The following is a 20168-nucleotide window of genomic DNA, read 5'->3' as shown; positions in this document are numbered from 1 at the left end:
AACGATGCCGCAGTACGCGATCCTGATCTACGAGAAGGAAACCCCCGGCGGCGTGGCCGACATCCCGCCCGACGTGATGGAGGCCAACCTCCGCGCGGGGGAGAAGATCGCCGCGATGGGTGCGCGGGTCGTGCACGAGCAGGCACTGCGGCCCAGCGCGACCACGCGGACGATCCACAAGAACGGCCTGGTCACCGACGGCCCGTTCATCGAGAGCAAGGAGGTGATCGCCGGGTTCTTCGTCGTGGAGACCACGGACCTGGACCAGGCGGTCGCCATCGGCAAGCTGCTCCCGATCATGGACGGCGCCGTCGAGGTGCGGCCGCTGCTCGACGGGTGAGCACGGTCGCGCGGGCTGTCGCCGACGCGCACCGCCGCGAGTGGGCCATCGTGCTCGCCGCGACGGTGCGCGTCACCCGCGACCTGGACCTGGCCGAGGAATGCGTGCAGGACGCCTACGCCGACGCGCTCGACGAGTGGACCCGCCGCGGCGTACCGGCCAGGCCCGGAGCGTGGCTGACCACCGCCGCCCGGCACAACGCCCTGGACGCCCTGCGCAGGGCCGGAACCCTGCGGTCCAAGCTGCACCTGCTGGTGGAGTCGGAGCTCGCGCCCGACCCGGTGGCCCGCGACGACCGGCTGCGGCTGGTCTTCCTGTGCTGCCACCCGGCGCTTTCCGTCGAGGCGCAGGTGGCGCTCACGCTACGGCTGGTGTGCGGCGTGCCGACCGCGGACATCGCGGCGGCGTTCCTGGTCTCCGAGACCACCATGGCGGCCAGGATCACCCGCGCGAAGAAGAAGACAGCGGCGGCGCGGATCCCCTTCCGGATGCCCGCGCCGAGCGACCTGCCGGACCGGCTGGACGCGGCCCTCACGACGATCCACCTGCTCTTCACCACCGGTCACACCGCGCCCGCGGGACCCGCGCTGACCAGGGCGGACCTCGCCGAGCACGCGCTCGACCTGGCCCACATGCTGTGCGACCTGATGCCGGACGAGCGCGAGGTGCGTTGGCTGCTGGCTCTGCTGCTGGCCAACCACGCCCGGCGGGCCACCCGGACCGACCCGGGCGGGCGCCTGCTGGTGCTGGCCGAGCAGGACCGGTCGGCCTGGGACCCGGAGGCCATCGCCGAGGCACACGCCCTGGTCCCGGGCGCGCTTCGCGGTGGCGACCCCGGCCGGTTCGCGCTGCAGGCCGCCATCGCGGCGCTGCATGCCACCGCACCGACCTACGCCGAGACGGACTGGACCCAGATCCTGGTGCTCTACGACGAGCTGATGGCGACCTGGCCGTCGCCGGTGGTCGCGCTGAACCGGGCCGTCGCGGTCGCGATGGTCGACGGGCCGGCGGCCGCGCTGGCCGAGGTCGAGGCTCTCGAGGCGGACGGCCGGCTCGCCGGCTACCGGTACCTGCCCGCGATCAAGGCCGACCTCTTGCGCAGGCTGGGCCGTGCCGCCGACGCCGCCGCGGCGTACGACCGGGCGCTCACCCTGTCCACCAACGATGCCGAGCGCGCCTTCCGCACAGCTCGCCGCACCGAGACGGGCATCGGTCGCGTCGGGGACGATGAGTAGGGAGAGGTGTCCGCGGCCCGCCGCGTGGGGGTGGGTTGTGGTGGTGTTCGGGGGTTGTTCGGTGGGGTTTGTCGGGTCGGGCCGGTTCCGGCTGGGCCGGAGGTGATGAGTAGGTGCGCGAGTGGTGGATCGGTCTCAGCGCGCGGCGACGTGGGCTGGTCGTGGTCGTGGCGGTCGTGGTCGTCCTCGGTGGCGTCGTCGTGGGTGTCCGGGTCGCGGGCGACCGGGGCGACGCGGGTGCGCCCGCGCGGGACCGGCCAGGACCGGTGCTGCTGGTGCCCGGCTACGGCGGCTCCCGGGCCGCACTGTCCACTTTGGCCGACCGGTTGCGGAGGGCCGGGCGGAGCGCGGAGGTGCTGACCCTGCCCGGGGACGGGACCGGCGACCTGCGCGCCCAGGTGCGGGTGCTGGACCGGGCCGCCGCCGACGCGGTGGCGGCGGGAGCGCCGTCGGTGGACGTGATCGGCTACTCGGCGGGCGGTGTCGTGGCGCGCCTGTGGGTTGCCGGGGACGGCGCCCCGATCGCCCGCCGGGTGGTCACCCTGGGCGCGCCGCTGCACGGGTCGCGCATCGCCACCGCCGGGGGCGTGCTGGTCCCCGACGCGTGCCCGGTCGCCTGCCAGCAGCTCAGCCCCGGCAGCGCGTTGCTGACCGAGCTCGACGGGCAGCCGGTGCCGCTGCCGTGGCTGTCGGTCTGGACCGAGAACGACCGGACGGTGATCCCACCCGACTCCGCGCGGCTGACCGACGCGGTGAACGTGGCGCTGCAGCAGGTGTGCCCCGACGCCGTGGTGGAGCACTCGCAGCTGCCGGTCGACCCGCTGGTCACCGGGCTCGTGCTGCGCGCGTTGGGCACCGACCCGCTGACCTCGCCGGGCGCGGGCGAGTGCGCGCGGCTGCGCGCCGAGGGGGCCGGCTAGATGACGTGTTCCGAGGGGTCCGTGGTCGTATGCGGTACGTGATTTGGTTGTGTCGGTCGGTGGTCTGTTCGTCGGCTTTCGCGCCGGCCAGCGCGAGCGCGATGGGCAGCCCGCCGAGGGTGCACACCAGGTGCGGCCGCGGGTCTCAGACCGAGAAGCCGGTGACCTTCCGCGGCGTCACCCGGACGATCAGCCGGAGTGCGTCGTCCGGCTCGGCCGGCGGCTCCTCGCCCAGGTACTTCTGCGAGAGCCTGCTGGGCAGCGACCTCTCCCGGTCCTCGATCAGCTCGGCGGTGCCTCGGATGTCCACGGAACGGTACGGGTTCCCGGTGTCGAAGACGGTGAGGCTGACCCGTGGATCCTGGGCGAGGTTCCGCGCCTTCTGACGCCCCGCGGTGGTGGAGAACAGCACCGCGTCTCCGTCCCTCGCCACCCAGACCACCGAGGTTTGCGGCCCGCCGTCCCGGCCGATGGTGGCGACGGTGGCGAAGTTCTTCCCGTCCAGCAGCTCCCGCGTCCCCTTGTCGAACTCCACTGACACCGCTCCCTCGTCTACCCGATCCTGGGCTCACTGCACAGGCAGAACACGGGCGGATACCGATGTCTTCCCCGGGACCGGGTCAGCTCGTGATGTCCTTGGTGCCGAAGTTGGCCCAGGACGCGCCGAAGAACACGATGACGTAGCCGGCCTGCAGGAGCAGGCCCCGGTCGATGTTGTGCCACAGGATCGGGTCGCGGAAGAAGTCGATCCAGGACAGCCAGTAGTTGGTCGGCAGGTAAGGCTTGATCGGGTCGGCCGCGTCCAGGGTCTGCAGGATCGAGCTTGCGATGAGCACGGCCAGCGACGCGAGTGCCGCGCCGAGTGCGGAGTCGGAGAGCGTGGAGAAGAACAGCGCGATGGTGCCGAAGCCGAGCATCGACACCACGATGTAGCCGACCGCGGCCAGCAGCCGCACCGCCAGCTCGGCCGGCTCCAGCGTGGCGCCGGACAGGGACGTGACCGCACCCGGTTGCCCGACCGCCTCGGCGCCGGTGCCGAACAGCAGCACCCCGATCGCCAGCGAGCTGACCACCACGACCAGCACGGCCAACATGATGTACACGCCGAGCGCGACCAGCTTGGCGGACAGCAGCCGCGGCCGCCCCACCGGGCGCACCAGCAGGTAGCGCAGCGTGCCGGTGGCCGCCTCGCCCGCGATCGCGTCGCCCGCGTACACGGCGACGGCCAGCGGGAGGAACACCGGCAGCACCATCGCCAGCGCCGCGGCCGGGTAGAGCGAGCCGTTGTCCAGTACGGCGGACAGGAACGCGCCGCCCTGACCGGGTGGCGGCGCCAGGTCGGACACCGACAGCAGGATCGCCACGAGTGCGGGCACCGCGCACAGCAGGAGGATGGAGAGCCACACGCGTGGCCGCAGCACCAGCTTGCGCAGCTCGACGGCGATCACGGCGTGCGTCCCATCCGGTCGCTGCCGTGCCCGGTCACGTCCAGCACGACCTCCTCCAACGACCTGCGTTGCTCGCCGATGGCCGACACCCGCACGCCCTCGCGCACGAGCATCGCGTTGAGCTCGGCGGCGTCGGGGTGCCGGATCACCAGCCGCTCGCCGTCGCGTTCGACGACCTGCCCGTCCAGCAGCATCGAGATCCGGGTGGCGTCCGGGCTCCGCACCAGGATGTGGCCGGTGGGCGCCCGCAGGTTCGCGAGATCGTCCTGAAGCACCAGCCGGCCGCGGTCGACGATGCCGACCCTGGTGCACAGCTGCTCCACCTCGGAGAGCAGGTGGCTGGACATGAACACCGTGGTGCCGGCCTCGTTCAGGGTGGTCAGCAGGTCGCGGACCTCCCGGATGCCGCGCGGGTCCAGGCCGTTGGTCGGCTCGTCCAGGATCAGCAGCCTGGGTCGGCGCAGCAGGGCGGCGGCCAACCCGAGCCGCTGCCGCATGCCGAGCGAGTAGGCCCGCACCGGGCGGCGGTCCACGCCGGCCAGCCCCACCTGCTCGAGCGCGTCCTCGATCCGGCGCTTGCGGGTGCGCCCGCGGCCACCCGGCCCGGCGGCGTCGAGCAGCGCCAGGTTCCGCCGGCCGGACAGGTGCGGGTAGGCCGCGGGTCCTTCGACCAGCGAGCCGATCGCCGGGAGCACGGCCGCCGCCCGCGCCGGGATGCGCTCGCCCAGCACCTCGATCTCGCCGCTGGTCGCGTAGACCAGCCCGAGCAGCAGGCGCACCAGTGTCGTCTTGCCGGATCCGTTGGGCCCCAGGAACCCGTACCGGTCACCCTCCCGGACGTCCAGGTCGACCGCGTTCACCGCGACCACCCGGCCGTACCGCTTGGTGAGCTCCCGGGTGACGATCATCGGCGGGTCCTGGACAGCAGCGCCAGCTCGCCCGCGGCCTCGAGCAGGACGTCGGTCGTCGTCAAACCGGCCAGCAGGTACCACCGGCGGGCGAACTCCGAGCGGACCACCACGACCGACAACGGCGCGATGGACAGGTGGAGCGCCTCGCCGCGCGGCAGTTCCTCGCGCGTGCCGCCGGCGTTGACGACCGCCTCCGCAGCCCCGGCGCCGATGTCCCGCGGCACCGGCAACGCGACGAACGCGGACAGTCCCGTCCCGTACACCCCGACCCCGCGCACCCCACTCACGTCGGCCTCGCGCAGCTCCCGGCCCGCCAGCCGGGCCGGCGACCGGCCGCGACCGAGTGCGCCGAGCCACTCGTCGACGTCGGGTGCCGCCATGATGCTGAGCCCGCTGCCCCGCGACTGCTTCGGCGTGAGCACGTCGGCGCCGGGCGGGGTGGCGCTCAGCTCGAGGAAGCGGCTGACCAGCACCGGCCGGTCGACGCCGCGGGCGCTGACCTCCACCGCGACCGGCAGCCCGATGCCCGGATCGACCCACATGTCCATGTGCCCGATTGTGGTGGCCGGGTCGCTCGGCGTCAGCCGCAGCCCCGGCACCTCGCGGCCCGCGACCCGCCGGGCGGGCAGCGCGCTCACCGGGTCGTCCTCGGCGGCCGACAGCACCCGCCTGGCCAGGTCCGGCGGCAGCAGGTCACCGGCGCGGGGCAGCCGCACCGGCGGCGTGCCGACGACGCGGGTGAGCAGGTTTGCGCCGTAGTCCCAGGTGAGCTCCCCGTCGGGGGTGCCGTACACGTCGCGCTCGCCGACCGCGGAGACGACGTCGAACCGCCACCGCGACGGCGACTCGTACCACGTGCGGACCCGGGTGGTGCCGGTGAGCAGCGAGGTCAAGTCGCGCGCCCGAGGCAGCTCGGGCAGCTTCAGCGAACCGTTGATCTCGACCAAGCCCTGATGCGCCTGCGACCCCGACCCGAGGACTCCTGCCCGGAGCAGGTCGGGAGAGACCGAGGCGGCTGACCCGGGCAGCCAGCGAGGCACCTGCGGCGCCAGCACCGCGACGACCGCGACCGCCACGACGAGCGCCCAGGACCGAACCGTCCCGCGCCGAACAACCGACAAACCCACCCACCCGTCCGGTCGGCACCCGCCCGGAAGGCGAGTGGCACCGTCGTCCTCGGCCCTTTCCTGGCCATTTGTACGCCAACCCGAGGCCCCGGCGCCCCCTTCGGCCCATTACGACCTGCGAACATCCCCGGCCGCCGGGATCACCAGGGGCTCAGGTAAGTCGCGAGTCCAACGCCCGCGACCCGCGAGTCCGCCCACCACCCACCGCCCCGAACGTAGAACTCACCGACCCTGAACCTTGACCCGTCACCAGCGTTGGACTCGCGGGTCCTGGGTGTTGGACTCGCGGGTCCTGGGTGTTGGACTCGCGGGTTCTGGGGGTTGGACTCGCGGGGGCCTGCCGGGATCACGATCTCGCGGTCGCCGGATATCGGACGTATCACCACGCGCTCGCGGGCCACTTGTTTGGTAGGGCCGGTTCGCCCGGCCCCACATCGCAGGCAGACACGACAGGGGGAACGACATGACCACCCAGCCGCGAGCCACTGGTGCACTGTGGACACTCGCCTTCTGGAAGGACGCGATCGAGCGCGCCGTGCGGACGGCGGCGCAGGTGCTGGCCTCGGTGCTCGTCGCCGACGGAACCGGACTCCTCGACACGGACTGGTTCGGCGGCCTCGCCGCGGCCGGCATGGCGGCAGTGTTCTCGGTGCTGACCTCGATCACGAGCGACTTCACCAACCCGAACGGCACGGCCTCGGCGCTGACCCAGGCCACCCAACCACGCGAGGCCCGACCCGCGGCCGCGCAACCGTCTCTCCGGGGTCGGTGACCAGGGCTCAGGTGCCGACGGTGCTGCGGGCGTCGGCCGGGAGTCGGACGGGCGTTGCGTCGTCGAGGAAGCCGCCGGACTGGTGCTGCCAGAGCCTGGCGTAGACGCCCTCGCGCCGGAGCAGCTCCTCGTGGGTGCCCTGCTCGACGATCCCGCCGTGGTCGAGCACGACGAGCTGGTCCATGCGCGCGACCGTGCTCAGCCGGTGCGCCACCACCAGCGCGGTGCGGCCGTTCATGATCCGCCACAACGCCCGCTGGATCAGGATCTCGCTCTCCGAGTCCAGCGCGCTGGTCGCCTCGTCGAGCAGCAGGATCGGGGCGTCGCGCAGGATCGCGCGGGCGAGGGCGACGCGCTGGCGCTGGCCGCCGGACAGCTTGACGCCGCGTTCGCCGACGAGGGTCTCGAATCCCTCGGGCATGGTCTCGGCGAACTCGGTGACGTGCGCCGCCTCGGCGGCCTGGAGGATCTCGGCGGCGGTGGCGTCCGGCCGGGCGAACGCGATGTTCTCGCGCAGGGTCCGGTGGAACATGGCCGGTTCCTGGGGGACGTAGGCGATCAGGCTGCGCAGGTCGGCCTGGCGCAGCCGGGTGATGTCCTGACCGCCGATGCGGATCGCGCCCGACTGGATGTCCATCATCCGCAGCAGCAGCTGGGTGAGCGTGCTCTTCCCGCCGCCGGAGCGGCCGACGAGGCCGACCTTGGTGCCGCTCGGGACCACCAGGTCCAGGCCGGCGAACAGGGTGGGCGCGCCGGCGTGGGCGAAGCGCACCTGCTCGAACCGGACGTCCGCCGCGGTCGTCCGCAACGGCTCCGGCGCGGCCGGGTCGAGCACGGTCGGCGGGGTGAGCAGCAGTTCGGTGAACTGGGCGGCCTCGGTGAGCGAGCTCTCCAGCCGCCGGTAGATCTGGTTGAACTCGAACATGATCCGGGTCGCGCTGGAGAAGTACGCGAACGTCACGATGAGCGCCTCCACGCCGAGCCGGCCACCACCGAGGCCGACGGCGAGCAGCAGGCCGAGCGCGTTGGTGAGCACGGACAGTGGGGCGACCACCGTGTCGATGCGGAGGTTGGCGTAGTCCCAGGAGCGGATGGAGAGCCGGCGCTGCTCGGCGACCCGGGTGCGGTGTTCGGCGGCCTCGCGGTCCTCGGCGGCGAAGGCGCGCACGGTCGCCATGTTCATCAGGCTGTCGGCGACGTGTCCGGAGACCCGCGCGATGGCGGCCTCGCGCTGGTTGACCAGCGCCTGCCGGCGCCGGACGAGCGGCGCGACAACCAACCCGGTGACCGCGATCAGGCTGATCAGGACGACGACGAGAAGCGGGTCGTAGCGCCACAGCACGACCGACGCGAAGGCCAGCGGAACGATGCTGGCGACGACGTCGAACGCGAACGTGTCGACGAACGCCTCGAACCGGGAGGCGAAGCTCAGCACGCGTTTGGTCAGCGAGCCGGCGAAGTTGTCGTGGAAGAACGCGGCGTCCTTGGCGAGCAGCTCGTTCATGCCGAGCACGTAAAGGTTCTCGATCCCGCGCCCGTCCGTCCGGTTGAGACAGTGCACGCCGGCCCGCCACAACCCCTCGGCCAGCAGCATCAGCCCGGCGAAGCCGAGCACGGCGGGCAGCACCGTCGCGACGCCGACCTCCGCGCCGTCGGTGAGACGGCCCGCGAGGTTGGCGACGACCAGCGGCGCGACGTAGAGCAGGCAGATGTTTCCCAACGCGGGCAACAACAACGCGGGCAGCGCCACCCGCTTGCGGCGCAGCAGCTCGCGCCGGTAGTAGCGCAGCGCGAGCATCACCGCCGTCTTGCGTGCGGACACGGCGGTTCCCCCTTTGTCGCGGCACCGAGCGGCTTGTCCGCCTCATGCTGCCGGAGGACCCCGGCCCACGGCGATCGAATATCGCCGCGAGTCCAACGCTCCGGACCCGCGAGTCCAACGCCCAGGACCCGCGAGTCAGGGGGTCCAGGCGGCGCTCACCGCCCAGCTGACGTCGTTCGGGTAGGAGGTCGGGTTGTCGTAGGGGTGGGCGCCGCCGTTCGAGGAGACCCAGACCTCCTCCGCGTAGTGCCGGACGTTCGTGCCCAGCTCGTTGATCGAGGCCAGCCGGACGGTGCCGGTGGTCGCGCCGGGCTGTGCGCAGAACGTCGCGTCGAGGCGGAACAGGTCCGTGTTGGCACTGGCCGCGAGGCGGACCCGGAACGCCTGATGACGCAGGTAGGTCCCCGGGATGTTGCGGGACTCCAGCGAGTAGCAGCTCGGGTCGGCGAGGCCCCTGCGCACGACGAAGGTCGCGTCGCCCTTCAGGAGGGCGGTGCTCGTCGCGGTCACCACGTCGGTGCGGGCCAGGCCGTCGCGGTGGCGCAGGTAGCGGTTGGTGAAGCCCGGGGTCGTCACGCGGAACGACCGGGCCGCGTTCAGCGGGAGGTCGGAGCCGCTGCGCCACAACGGGACGACCGCGGCCCACGTGGTGTCGGCGGCGAAGCCCGTCGCCGTGTCCCACGGGTTCGGGCCGCCCTGCCGCGCCACGTATACGGCCTCGTTGTAGTGCCGGACGAACGACCCGGGCAGGTTGTAGGACTCCAGCGCGGTCGCGCCGGAACCCGCGCGGGCGCAGAACGTCGCGTCACCCGCGAAGCCCGCCGAGCCGTCGTTCTGGTCGATTCGCACCCGGGACGACGAGTGCCGGAGGAACCTGCCCGGGTAGTTGCGCGACTCGAACGACAGGCATACCGCGTCCGCGAGCCCCGGCCGCGCCCAGAACGTGGCGTCCTTGCGGAGCAGGTCCGACCCGTCGGAGACGTCGGTGCGGGCCAGGCTGTCCCGGTGGCGCAGGTACCGGTCGGTGTAGCCGGGTGTGGTCACCCGCAGCGACACCGGCTCGCCCCGGCCGACCTCGGTGCCCGAGGCCTGGGCGAGCACCCGCTGGTTCACCGCCAGGACCCGGGACGCGGTCATCTTCAGCACCCGCCGGTCGTAGGTGTAGAAGCCGTTGACCTCGTTCTCCAGATCGTAGGGCTCGGTGTACACCGACGCGGACAGCCCGCGGGTCTGCACGAACCGGCCGACCTCCTCGGTGATCGCCACGTACCGGGTCGTCAGCGAGGTCTCGTCCGGATACAGGTCCCCGTAGGCGAACCCGGCGCCCGGCTCCCACTCGTGCCCCTCGACGCGCCGGCCGAGGCCACCGTACTCGCCGAGCACCGCGACCCGGGTGGCGTCGGGCAGGCGGGTTCCGGTCGACATCTGGTAGGCGTGGTCGTCGATCACGTCGCCGTTGGTGGGGCTGGGGTCGGACACGCAGCAGTTCGACCCCGAGTTGTGGTTGACCAGCCGGGTCGGGTCCAGGGACCGCACCAGGTCGACGATGCGTGCGTTGTCGTACTCGCCCCAGCCCTCGTTGAACGGCACCCACTGCACGATCGAGGTGATCCCCTTGAGCTGGTTGACGATCCGGGTGAGCTCCGACTCGTAGTTCGCGTGCGCGCGGGCCGGCACGTCGTCGACCGCGTCCAGCGCGGGCATGTCCTGCCACACCATCAGGCCGAGCCGGTCCGCCCAGTAGAACCAGCGCGCCGGCTCGACCTTGATGTGCTTGCGGACCATGTTGAAGCCCAGCGCCTTCTGCCGCTCGAGGTCGAAGCGCAGCGCCTCGTCGGTCGGCGCGGTGTAGGTCCCGTCCGGCCAGAAGCCCTGGTCGAGCGTGCCCAGCTGGAACACGAACTTCCCGTTGAGCAGCGGGCGCATCACGCCGCCGACGACCGCCTTGCCGAGCGAGCGCATGCCGAAGTACCCGGTCACTTGGTCGTCACCGCTGCCGGTCATCGTCACCCGCAGGTCGTAGAGGAACGGGTCGCTCGGCGACCACAGCCGCGCGTTCGGCACAGGGATCCGCAGGTGCGCGCCGACCGTGCCGGACACCGAACCGACGACCGTGCCGCCGGTGAGCACCTCCGCGCGGACGGCCTGGCCGGACGTCCCTTGCACGACCAGGTCGAGCGCCCCGCCCGGCACGTCGGGTGTCGTGTCCAGCCGGGTGATGTGCGCGGTGGCCACCGGTTCCAGCCAGACGGTCTGCCAGATGCCCGACGACGCCGTGTACCAGATCCCGCTGGGATCGCGGCGCTGCTTGCCGATCGGGAACGTGCTGCCGTCGATGGGGGAGTGCGCGCCCACGATGATCTCGTTGTCGCCGGCCCGCAGCGCGGCGGTGATGTCGAAGGAGAACGCGTCGTAGCCGCCGGTGTGCGTGCCGACCTGGGTGCCGTTCACCCAGACCCGCGTCTCCCAGGTGACCGCGCCGAAGTTCAGCATCACCCCGCGACCGTCCCATGTGGACGGTACAGTGAAGGTGCGCCGGTAGAACATGCTGTCCTCGTGGCGCTGGATCCCGGAGAGGGCCGACTCGATCGGGTACGGCACGAGCACGCCCTCGGGCAGCGTCTGCCCGACCGGTGGCGAGTCGATGTTCGGCGCGCCGGTGAACTCCCACACCCCGTTGAGGTTCTGCCAGTCCGACCGGACCAGCTGCGGGCGCGGGTACTCGGGCAGGGCGTTGGTGGGGGAGACCTGGCTCGTCCACGGCGTGCTCAGCGGCGGGACCTTGGGTTGCCAGACGGCCGCGTCCGCGACCGGCGCGACGGCCACGACGGTGGTGGCGGCGATGAGGAGACCCGTTGCGGCGCCGAGTATCCGTCTGAACTTCGAGAGGGACATGAGGAGCTCCTGTGCGGGGTGCGGGGTGCGGGGTGTCAGACAGCGGTGAGCGCGCCGAGGCCACTGGCCTGGGTGCGCCAGTCGAGCTGGTTGGGGCTGCCGCCCGCCCAGCGCTGGCCGAGGCGGTTGAGCGGGTCCCGGTCGCGGGCCCAGACCGAGTCGGCCTGCCGCTGGGCGAAGCCCTGGTAGGCGGGCGAGCCGGTCGCCGCGGCGAGGTCCGCGAGGTAGCGGCTGAAGATGCCCTTGAACTGCTTCTGGTTGTCGTCACACGCGTTCTGGCCGACGTCGCAGCGTTCGGTGAGCACACCGTCGCTGGTGAGCACCGGGCTCGTGGTGCCCGCGTCCGCCAGCCGCTTCGCCGCGTCGAGCAGGCGGGTCTCGCCGGTGGCGCGCCAGGTCTCGACGAGGCCGCCGATCGCCAGGCCCTGGTTGTAGGTCCACACCGGCTGGCCGTTGTTGCGGCAGTCCCGGGTGAGCCCGTCGTTCACCAGGTTCGCGGCGTTGACCATGCCGCTGGCCAGGTACCAGTCGGCGGCCGCCCGGGCCCGGCCGAGCCAGAGCGTGTCGCCCGGGGTGCGCCGGTGCACCGACGCGGTGAGGCGCAGGTACAGGCCGCTGGTGACGGCGTTCTTGTACGTGCGTTCCCGGTCCCACCAGACCCCGCCGCCACACGTGCCCGGGTCCCAGAACTGGTGCACGTAGCCGGCGATCGTGGTCGCCATCGCCAGGTAGCGCGGGTCGCCCGTGTGGTCGAAGGCGGCCACCCAGGCCAGGCCCCACCAGGCGCTGTCGTCGACGGCCCGGCTGACGAAGTCGCCCTCGATCGGGTCGGTGCCGCGCTCCCCGGCGGGGAACGTGCCCTTGTTCCGGTCGAAGGTCCTGGCGATGACCCAGTCGTAGCGCCGGTCGCCGGTGCGGGTGGCGTACTCGATGAGCGCGGTGAGCGTGGCCGCCGAGTTCCACCAGCTGCTCGGCCACCAGCCGGGGTACGGGTCGTAGGAGTACATGAGCGCGTCGGCGGCCGCCGCGGCCCGGTCCGGCGCCGGTGGCCGCGCCCACGCCGTGCAGCTGCCTGCTGGCCGGGTGCGGCCCGGCCGCAGGCCCGGACGGCACCGCCGTAGTGGCGGCCGCGCGGGTCGCGGGTGGCGAACATCGCGGTCCGGGTCGCGCTCGCGCCGGCGGCCACCGAGGTCCGGCCGAGCGAGGAGCCGCCGGGCCAGCTCGCGCCCGCGTCCCAGGAGCGGTCGAGCCACACCTCGTCGCCCTGACCGCCCGCCTCGATGCCGGCCCAGGCCACCGCGTCCTGGTCCACGTGCAGGCGGATCGTGCGGCCGGAGAGCGTGCTGGCCGGGACCGGCTGGACGTCCCCGTTCGCCTGGCCGGCGTCGGTGCCGTCGCAACGGACGTCGCACACGACCGGGTAGACCCATTCGGTGCACGCCACGCCGCTCGCGTCGCCGCAGGCGCGGAGGAGGCCCCGGCGGTGCCCGCGAGGATCGGAGATGTTGTACAGGAGCGTGCGCGTGCCGGTCCACGTGCCGGGGATGCCCGCCTTGCCCAGCAACCCCTCCCAGGTGACGCCGCCGTCCCAGGAGCGGTCGAGCCAGACCGCGTCGCCGGTGGTGCCGTCGTCGATGCTGCCCCACGCCATGCCGTCCACATCGGACACGTGCAGCACGAGCCGGCGGCCGTTGATGTTCTTCTCGGGCACCGGGAACGCCTCCTGACCGGCGAGGGACGGGTCGAGCGTGTCGCAGGACAGGAAGCACACGACCGCCATGGGCGTGCTCGGTTCGACCGGTGCCGCGGGTGTCGCGGTGCCTGCCACGAGCGCGAGGACGAGTGCCCCGATCACAGGAGCCTCCAGAGGTGATCGGCCGTGCCGGTGTCGTCGAACCCGGGCCTGGCGTTCTCGTCGCCGGCGAACCCGCCGCCGGGAAACTGGCCGTACGCCGCCATGATCTCGTCGTACCTGCGGTAGCTCGCGGCCCGGTGCGCGTCGTCCCCGGATAGCACCCAGTACTGGGCGGGCTCCCGGAAGCCCTGCGCGATGTTGACGTTGTGCGGGCTCGCGACGGTGCCGGCCCAGTTCGCGGAGTACCGGTGGATGCGGTGGACGAGGTCGAGCAGGGTCGCGTCGCCGGTCCGGTTGTACAGCCAGCAGACGACGTCGACCGTGTCGCCCCACCGGGTCGCGCCCCGGCCGTCGGCGAACACCGCGTCCGGTTGCCCGGCCATGAAGCCGAAGAACCGGGTGAGCGCGGTGTCCATCCGGGTGTCGCCGTGGTACTTGGCCCAGGACCGCAGCGCGTGCAGCATCGGCATGTGCGGCCACAGGTCCGCGTGCCCGTTCAGCGAGCCACGCAGGGCCGTGGGACCGAAGAACCCGTCGGCCGCCTGGGTGGCGAGCACCGCCTCGACCCACCGCTGCGTGTCGGCCAGCACGCGGGCGTCGCCGGTCACGTAGCCGAGGTCGCCGAAGCCGCGCAGCCAGTACGGCACCTCCTCCCAGCCACCGAGCTCCGGGTGGACCCACCCGGTCCGGTCGAAGCGCAGGAAGTGGGAGAGCTGCTCGTAGCGGCCGTTGATCCCGTCGACCTGGCGGTCGAGCTGGGTGGCGAGCCATCCTTCGGCGCGGACCGCGCCGGGCGGGAGCCGCAGGAACGCCGCGGGCCGCAGCGGCGCCCGGTTGGCGAGGTACCCGGCGGCCACGGGTGCGGCATCCGCGGCGCGCAGGGGGAGGAGGGCGGCGCTCGCGGCGAGCGCACCGCCGTTGAGGACAGTACGACGGTGTACCGGCATGTCTGCTCCAGGTGCAGGGAGGGCCTGGTGCGGTGCTGTTCTGTTGGGTGGGGCGGTTATGCGGTGGTGCTCTCGCGGATCTCGAGGGTGAACGGGATGCGGACCTCCTCGGGGGCGAACTGTTCCGAGATGCCCGCGCGGCGGTGCACGAGATCGACCGCGGCCCGGGCGAGTGCCGCCTTGTCCGGAGCGATCGTGGTGAGCGACGGAAGGCTGTAGGCACTGAGCTCGGCGTTGTCGAACCCGACGATCGCGACGTCGTCCGGGACTTGGTGACCCCCGTCCGCCGCGGCCCGGATCGCGCCGAGCGCGAGCATGTCGTTGAAGCAGAACACCGCATCGGGTGGTTCGGGAAGCTCGAGCAGGCGTGCCATCGCCTCGGCGCCGTCGCTGTAGTGGTATCGAAGCGCGGGCGCCACCAGCTCCGGGCGCACCGCCAGCCCGGCTTCGGTGAGCGCCTGCCGGTACCCGGCGAGCCGCTGGGTCGCCGTGCCGCGGGTGGGGTGCTGCCCGATGGCCGCGATCCGGCGCCGCCCGATGTCGAGCAGATGCCGGACCGCGGTGTACGCGGCGTCGACGTTGTCGATCCCCACGTGGTCGAGCGGAAGCGCGAGGGGATGCTCGCCGAGCAGCACCACCGGCACCCTGGGTGCCATCCCCGCGAGGTCCGCGGCCTCGATGGCCTGCGGGCTGACGATCGCGCCGTCGACCATGTGCGGCCCGAGCGCGCCCACCGCGTCCCGCTCCCGGTCACGCGCGCCCAGGGTCTGTTCGATCAGGACGCTCCAGTCGTGCCGCTGCGCGGCCGCGATGATCCCACCGGCGAGCTCGCCGAAGTACGGGATGCTGAGCTCCGGCACGACGAGCGCGATGAAGCCGGTCCGCCCTCGGCGCAGGTTGCGGGCCCCGACGTTGGGCCGGTACCCGGTGGCGGTGAGCGCGTCCTCGACCCGGCGCCGGTTCTCCGGCTTCACGAAGTCGTAGCCGTTGACCACGTTGGACACGGTCTTCACCGACACACCGGCGAGGTCCGCAACGTCCTTGAGCGTGGCCACCGGTCAAATTTACAACGTTGTATCAACGATGTAAAAGCATTCCCGCGACCCGGGTCACAGCCGGACCGGTCACGCGGCGACGGCCTCGCCCGTCCTGATGCCAGCCTTCGCGTCCGGAACCCGCCGGGCGGGCGACCAAGGGGTGATCATGCGAGTTCTCGTCGCCGGAGCCACCGGCGTGATCGGCAGCCGCCTCGTGCCGCTGCTCACCGCCGTCGGGCCCGAGGTGGTCGGGCTGGTCCGGACCTCGGCCGGGTCGGCGAGTTGGCGCGGACGGGTGCCACGGCTCAGGTAGCCGACGCGCTGGACCGCTCGGCAGCATGTGGGACGCCGAGGACGTGGTCCAGGAGGCGTACCTGCGCTGGCTGCGTACCGACCGGTCGCAGATCCGCGAGCCCAGGGCGTTCCTCGTGACCGTCGTGTCCCGGCTCGCGCTCGACCAGCTCCGCTCGGCCCGGGTGACCAGGGAGGCCTACCCCGGTCCCTGGCTGCCCGAGCCGGTGGCGAACGACGCGTTCGGGCCGCTCGAGTCCGCCGAGCCGCGCGACACCCTGTCCTACGCGACGCTGCACCTGATGGAGCGGCTCAGTCATCGCCCAACCTCCGCGCGGGTGTTCGGGTCCGTGTCCGACCGCGTCGGCGGCCGCTGACCGTCAGGGCCGGCGCACGGCGCGGAGCACGACGTCGTCGATGTGGCCGGAGCCGGGCGGGGCGGGCGAGGTGCGCGGGCGGGTCTCGTTGGTGACGACGGTCCAGCTGTCGTCCAGGAGCTCGGCGATCTCGGCCGGCACGTAGTACTGGGACGCGTCGAACGCGGCGTCGTGGTGGTGCTGGTGGCCGTCGAGGTCGTGGCCGCCGACGAGCAGGGTGCCGCCAGAGGCGACCGCGGCCAGCAGGCGCAGGAGCGCGGTGTGCTCCGGCTGGTGCGGGATCGGGAAGTACAGCGCGGCCACGAGGTCGAACGTACCGGCGGGCGGTGCGGTGACGGTCAGGTCGGCGTGCGTCCAGGTGACCTTGCCGGCCACGGACGCACCGAGCACCGCGGCCCGGTCGAGCGCGACGCGGGAGATGTCGACCGCGGTGACCAGCCAGCCGCGCTCGGCGAGCCAGATGGCGTCCCCGCCCTCGCCGCAGCCGAGGTCGAGCGCCCGTCCCGGCGCCAGGTCGGCCGCCTCGACGACGAGCACCCCGTTCGGCGCGCCGCTCCACAGCTGGTCCTGCTCGCGGTACTTGTCCTCCCAGAACTGTTGGTCCATGGTGGTCCCCTCGGCTCGTACGGTGCTTGTGCCGACCACCATGCCCACGCCCGTGCGATCCTGGCAAACCTCGTTGCCGAAACAGCAACAGCGGACCGGAAGGAGCGGGTGTGCCGGGTGAGCTGCGGAGTGCCCTGCGGCGGGCGGGGGAGTCCAGCGCGTTCATCGCGCTGACCGGGGAACGCGCGCTGCGCGAAGCCGCGGCGAGCGCGGCACGGCGGCAGCCACTCGGCCCGCTCGACGGGATGCCGGTGGCGTGGAAGGACCTGTTCGACGTCGAGGGGACGCGGAGCACGAACGGATCCGCGACCCGGCGGGACGCGCCGGTCGCCGTGGCCGACGCGCCGGTGGTGGCCAACCTGGCGGCGGCAGGAGCGGTGTGCCTCGGCAAGACCAACCTGAGCGAGCTCGCGTTCTCCGGGCTGGGGCTCAACCCGCACTTCGGCAACCCGGTCAACCCGCTCGCGCCGGACCGCGTCCCCGGCGGCTCTTCGTCCGGCTCGGCGGTCGCCGTCGCGGACGGGATCGTGGACCTCGCGGTCGGCACCGACACGTCCGGCTCGGTCCGGGTGCCGGCGGCGTTCTGCGGGCTCGTCGGGTTCAGGTCCAGCGTGGCGCGCCACGACCGGACCGGCATGCTGGCGCTGTCCCCGAGCTTCGACTGCGTCGGTGTGTTCGCCCGCGACATGGCCCACGTCGTGGCGGCGGACGCGGCCCTGCGCGGGGTGCCGGCCCGACCGGTCGCCGCCGAGCCGTTCCGGGCGGTCGTGCCGGCCGGGGAGCTGGTCGAGGACTGCGCCCCCGAGATCGCCGCCACCTTCCGGTCCGCACTGTCCACATTGGAGAAGTCCGGAGTGGACGTCGAGCGGCGGCCGCTGCCCGCGCTCATCGAGGCCCAGGGGCTGATGGACCGGCACGGCGTGCTGGCCGTCGCCGAGGCCGTCCGGCGCTACGGTCACCTGCTCGACCGTCCCGACGGCATCGACCCCCTGGTGCTGCGGCGGTTGAGCCGGTACGACCCGGCCGGCGAGCCCGTGCTGCGCGCCGCCCTCGGCCCGCTGCGCCGCCGCCTCGCCGGCGAGCTGGCCGGGGCGGTCCTGCTCTGCCCGACCGTCCGCGACCCCGCTCCGCCGGTGGCCCCGCTGCTGGCCGACCTGGACCGGATGGAGTCCGTCAACCGCCGCGTCCTGCGCACCACGATGCTGCTGAGCTACCTGGGGCTGCCCGGTGTCGCGCTGCCGCACGGCGCGCTGCCGCACGCCGGCCTGCGCGGCAGCGTGCTCCTGTCGGTACCGGACGGCGGGGACGACCGGCTGCTCGCGGTCGCCGCCGCGGTGGCGCCGCTGCTCGGCTGACCCGGGTAATGGACCACGCTCGGTAACCGACAAAGGGGGAGGCACGCCCGACGGAGGGGAGGCCGGTGTGGTGCGCATACCGCCCGTGGCACATGCCGAACCGGTCGTGCCCGCGGCGGGCTGGATCCTCCGGCAGATCGCGGCGGGACCGGACGAACCGCTGACCGCGGCCATCGTCGGACCCGGGGGCACAGGCAAGTCCTTGCTGATCAAGGCCATCGCGGCCGCGTACGAAGGGGCGGGCGTCGCGGCACCGCACATCGGCCGGGACAGCGACATCTCGGCGGTGACCGGCGGACTTGCCGGTGCTGGTGGACGACGCACACCGGCTCGACCCCGACGCGCTCGCCGCCCTGCGGGAGCGGGCACGGGCCGACGACATCCGCATGGTGGTTACTTACCGTCCGTGGCCGCGACCGGACGGGCTCTCCTCGCTCGGCGCCCAGGTGTCCCGGCACCACTCGCCGATGTGCTCGCCCACCTCGGTCGGGAGGAGGTCGCCGCGCATGTCGCCCGCCGCGTCGGGTGCCCGCCGCCCGACGCCCTCGTCGCCCTGGTGCACGAGCAGTCGGGCGGCCTGCCGATGTTCGTCGGCCTGGTCACCCAGGCGATGCTGGACATCGGGCGGTTCGACCCCCGCCACCCGGGCCGGTTCCGCCGCCCGCAGCGCGTCTCGGTCTCCCCGGGCCCGCCGAGCGGCTCAGGTACCTGCTCGAGGCGTTGGACCCGCGGATCTACGGCCCGCTCGAGGCGATGACCCTGGGGGCCGCCGCTCGACGCCGAGGTGCTCTGCGCGTTGCTCGACACCGGGCCGGTCGCTCTCGCCGACACCGTGGAGGCCGCGCGGGCCACGGGCCTCGTCACCGACGCCGGTGACCTGATCGTCTTCGTCCGCAACCTCCTGCCCCGACCGCGGGTGGTCGCGGTGTCGTTCTGGTGCTGGCTGCTGGGCAGCGTGCTGGCCGGCGCGACCGCGGCGCTGGCGTCGACCGAGCTCGAGCGGATGCGGGTGGAGTTCGCCCGGCTGGCCACCACCCGCGACCCCGCGGCGACGGACGAGACGATCGACCGGGTGGCCACGGCGTCCGTCCTGGTCGCCATGGTCGCCCTCGCCTACGCCGTGTTCGTCTCGACCGCCGTGACCGACGCGCTGCTCGGCGACCTGCGGGTGGCCGTCAGCGCCGGACGTCGCTGGCGTACACGGCGGTGGTTCTCGTCGCGGTGGTCTGCATGTACCTGCGCGGCACCAGGTCGTCGTTCCGCCGCCCGAGCGGCCGTCAGGGCAGGTAGTACATCGGGTTGGGGAGCTTGACCGGGTGCTCGGCGTGGCCGCCCTTCAGGTCGCTGAACTGGTCGCCCATGTTGACCACGACGGTCACGCGGTACGCGGACTCGATGTGCGCCCTGGTGTTGGCCTTGTAGTCGATCGTGCTGCAGGTCAGCCCGCACGGCAGCCAGTCGGGCGCGGTGCCCTCCGGCTTGAGGAACGCGTCGGCCGGCGCCGGGTAGCCCTCGTCGGCCAGGTTCTTCAGCGTCGCCGCGCGCTGGTGCTCCGGGCGGCCGGTGACGAAGAAGACCTGGGCCCCGCGCTGCGCGGCCCAGTTGGCGAACCGCAGGGTGGGTTCGATCGCCGGGTACTGCCCGGTGTTGATGGCGTGCTCGGCCTCGACCGGGTCGTAGCCGAAGTCGTTGTCGGCGTTGAGCCCGTAGGTGAGCTCGGAGGTGTCGTCGACGTCGAGCACGATCGCCGGGTGCGCGACGTGGTGGTCGAGCGCGCGCCGGAGGTCCCGGCGCGCCTGGTCGACCTGCCGCGCGGTGTCCCGCGCCCAGTCGCTGTCCGGCGAGGCGTGGTGGTGCCGGTCGGCGTCCGTGGCGTCGCCGTAGTAGGCCTTGACGTCGTTCTTGACCTGCCCGAGGTTGACCGGCTCCCGCGACCCGTGACCGTCCGATGTGGACGAGTCACCGGCCGCGTAGGACCCGCCGGCCAACACCATGACCACCGCGACGGCCCCGGTCACCTTGGCGACAGTGGACATCCGTACCTGGTTCATACCCAACTCCTGCCCCGACTCGACATGCGACGCAGGGACCTTAGGAATTGTCTCAAATTAACTTGTACATGTCGTGATTGTTCTGTCATGGTTCTGGTATGGCCATGGTCGTGGAGATCGATGAGCAGGTCCTGGCGGCGAAGTTCGGGACGATCCTGCCGCACTTGGATGAGCGGCAG

The 20168-nt window shown here is 72.8% G+C and carries 21 protein-coding genes; 9 read left to right on the top strand and 12 right to left on the bottom strand.

The window, feature by feature from the left end:
* Positions 1–4 precede the first annotated feature (4 nt).
* The 3 genes from GEV28_RS20515 to GEV28_RS20505 all read left to right on the top strand — a co-directional run bounded on the left by GEV28_RS20515 (position 5) and on the right by GEV28_RS20505 (position 2495).
* Complete coding sequence (locus tag GEV28_RS20515) at positions 5–340, top strand: YciI family protein (RefSeq protein WP_291413718.1); 336 nt, start codon at positions 5–7, stop codon at positions 338–340.
* Positions 337–1575: a DUF6596 domain-containing protein gene (locus GEV28_RS20510; protein ID WP_291413717.1), complete on the top strand. Its 1239-nt coding sequence runs from the start codon at positions 337–339 to the stop codon at positions 1573–1575. Before GEV28_RS20515 ends, GEV28_RS20510 begins: the two co-directional genes overlap by 4 nt.
* Positions 1576–1688: 113 nt before the next feature.
* Positions 1689–2495, top strand: a complete 807-nt coding sequence (locus GEV28_RS20505; RefSeq protein WP_291413716.1) for a lipase — start codon at positions 1689–1691, stop codon at positions 2493–2495.
* Between the two features lie 145 nt (positions 2496–2640).
* Here GEV28_RS20505 and GEV28_RS20500 read toward each other — a convergent pair whose 3' ends face one another.
* The 4 genes from GEV28_RS20500 to GEV28_RS20485 form a co-directional block, all read right to left on the bottom strand.
* On the bottom strand, positions 2641–3036 hold the full coding sequence (locus GEV28_RS20500; RefSeq protein WP_291413715.1) for a PPOX class F420-dependent oxidoreductase: 396 nt from the start codon (positions 3034–3036) through the stop codon (positions 2641–2643).
* 79 nt (positions 3037–3115) lie between these two features.
* A complete protein-coding gene (locus GEV28_RS20495) occupies positions 3116–3943 on the bottom strand; it encodes an ABC transporter permease (RefSeq protein ID WP_291413714.1) in 828 nt (275 codons plus the stop codon).
* Positions 3940–4851 carry an ABC transporter ATP-binding protein gene (locus GEV28_RS20490; RefSeq protein ID WP_291413713.1) on the bottom strand — a complete coding sequence of 304 codons (912 nt, stop codon included), beginning with the start codon at positions 4849–4851 and terminating at the stop codon, positions 3940–3942. Before GEV28_RS20490 ends, GEV28_RS20495 begins: the two co-directional genes overlap by 4 nt.
* Complete coding sequence (locus GEV28_RS20485) at positions 4848–5975, bottom strand: hypothetical protein (protein WP_291413712.1); 1128 nt, start codon at positions 5973–5975, stop codon at positions 4848–4850. Before GEV28_RS20485 ends, GEV28_RS20490 begins: the two co-directional genes overlap by 4 nt.
* A 469-nt stretch (positions 5976–6444) precedes the next feature.
* On the opposite strand from GEV28_RS20485, the gene GEV28_RS20480 reads away from it, so the two are divergent.
* Positions 6445–6753, top strand: a complete 309-nt coding sequence (locus GEV28_RS20480; protein WP_291413711.1) for a holin — start codon at positions 6445–6447, stop codon at positions 6751–6753.
* 7 nt (positions 6754–6760) lie between these two features.
* Here the strand turns inward: GEV28_RS20480 and GEV28_RS20475 are convergent, their stop codons facing one another.
* The 3 genes from GEV28_RS20475 to GEV28_RS20465 all read right to left on the bottom strand — a co-directional run bounded on the left by GEV28_RS20475 (position 6761) and on the right by GEV28_RS20465 (position 12723).
* Positions 6761–8575: an ABC transporter ATP-binding protein gene (locus tag GEV28_RS20475; protein ID WP_291413710.1), complete on the bottom strand. Its 1815-nt coding sequence runs from the start codon at positions 8573–8575 to the stop codon at positions 6761–6763.
* A 135-nt stretch (positions 8576–8710) separates the two neighbouring features.
* Positions 8711–11470: an AbfB domain-containing protein gene (locus tag GEV28_RS20470; protein ID WP_291413709.1), complete on the bottom strand. Its 2760-nt coding sequence runs from the start codon at positions 11468–11470 to the stop codon at positions 8711–8713.
* Positions 11471–11505: 35 nt separating this feature from the next.
* Positions 11506–12723 (bottom strand): glycoside hydrolase family 76 protein, encoded by a 1218-nt coding sequence (locus tag GEV28_RS20465; RefSeq protein WP_291413708.1) that lies wholly within the window; start codon positions 12721–12723, stop codon positions 11506–11508.
* Positions 12724–12972: 249 nt separating this feature from the next.
* Here GEV28_RS20465 and GEV28_RS20460 point away from each other — a divergent pair, with 249 nt between their 5' ends.
* Complete coding sequence (locus GEV28_RS20460; RefSeq protein WP_291413707.1) at positions 12973–13197, top strand: hypothetical protein; 225 nt, start codon at positions 12973–12975, stop codon at positions 13195–13197.
* Between the two features lie 124 nt (positions 13198–13321).
* Here the strand turns inward: GEV28_RS20460 and GEV28_RS20455 are convergent, their stop codons facing one another.
* Together GEV28_RS20455 and GEV28_RS20450 are read right to left on the bottom strand one after the other, a co-directional pair.
* Entirely contained in the window at positions 13322–14272 is a 951-nt protein-coding gene (locus tag GEV28_RS20455; RefSeq protein WP_291413706.1) for a beta-L-arabinofuranosidase domain-containing protein, read from the bottom strand.
* Between the two features lie 56 nt (positions 14273–14328).
* Entirely contained in the window at positions 14329–15327 is a 999-nt protein-coding gene (locus GEV28_RS20450) for a LacI family DNA-binding transcriptional regulator (protein ID WP_291413705.1), read from the bottom strand.
* A gap of 148 nt (positions 15328–15475) precedes the next feature.
* Here GEV28_RS20450 and GEV28_RS20445 point away from each other — a divergent pair, with 148 nt between their 5' ends.
* Positions 15476–15622 carry an NAD-dependent epimerase/dehydratase family protein gene (locus tag GEV28_RS20445; RefSeq protein ID WP_291413704.1) on the top strand — a complete coding sequence of 49 codons (147 nt, stop codon included), beginning with the start codon at positions 15476–15478 and terminating at the stop codon, positions 15620–15622.
* Positions 15623–15647: 25 nt separating this feature from the next.
* Complete coding sequence (locus GEV28_RS20440; RefSeq protein ID WP_291413703.1) at positions 15648–15977, top strand: sigma factor; 330 nt, start codon at positions 15648–15650, stop codon at positions 15975–15977.
* 3 nt (positions 15978–15980) lie between these two features.
* Here the strand turns inward: GEV28_RS20440 and GEV28_RS20435 are convergent, their stop codons facing one another.
* Positions 15981–16583, bottom strand: a complete 603-nt coding sequence (locus tag GEV28_RS20435) for a class I SAM-dependent methyltransferase (RefSeq protein WP_291413702.1) — start codon at positions 16581–16583, stop codon at positions 15981–15983.
* 110 nt (positions 16584–16693) lie between these two features.
* On the opposite strand from GEV28_RS20435, the gene GEV28_RS20430 reads away from it, so the two are divergent.
* Positions 16694–17938 (top strand): amidase family protein, encoded by a 1245-nt coding sequence (locus GEV28_RS20430; RefSeq protein WP_291413701.1) that lies wholly within the window; start codon positions 16694–16696, stop codon positions 17936–17938.
* Positions 17939–18335: 397 nt separating this feature from the next.
* Here the strand turns inward: GEV28_RS20430 and GEV28_RS20425 are convergent, their stop codons facing one another.
* Complete coding sequence (locus tag GEV28_RS20425; protein WP_291413700.1) at positions 18336–18581, bottom strand: hypothetical protein; 246 nt, start codon at positions 18579–18581, stop codon at positions 18336–18338.
* Between the two features lie 153 nt (positions 18582–18734).
* Here GEV28_RS20425 and GEV28_RS20420 point away from each other — a divergent pair, with 153 nt between their 5' ends.
* On the top strand, positions 18735–19250 hold the full coding sequence (locus tag GEV28_RS20420; protein ID WP_291413699.1) for a hypothetical protein: 516 nt from the start codon (positions 18735–18737) through the stop codon (positions 19248–19250).
* Here GEV28_RS20420 and GEV28_RS20415 read toward each other — a convergent pair.
* Positions 19216–19989, bottom strand: a complete 774-nt coding sequence (locus tag GEV28_RS20415) for an HAD family acid phosphatase (protein ID WP_291413698.1) — start codon at positions 19987–19989, stop codon at positions 19216–19218. The two genes, GEV28_RS20420 and GEV28_RS20415, sit on opposite strands and share 35 nt — an antisense overlap.
* Between the last annotated feature and the right edge of the window lie 179 nt (positions 19990–20168).

It is taken from the genome of Actinophytocola sp. (assembly GCF_009379765.1).
In the GTDB taxonomy this organism is placed as follows: domain Bacteria; phylum Actinomycetota; class Actinomycetes; order Mycobacteriales; family Pseudonocardiaceae; genus Actinophytocola.
This window is presented reverse-complemented; position numbering and strand designations above follow the sequence as displayed.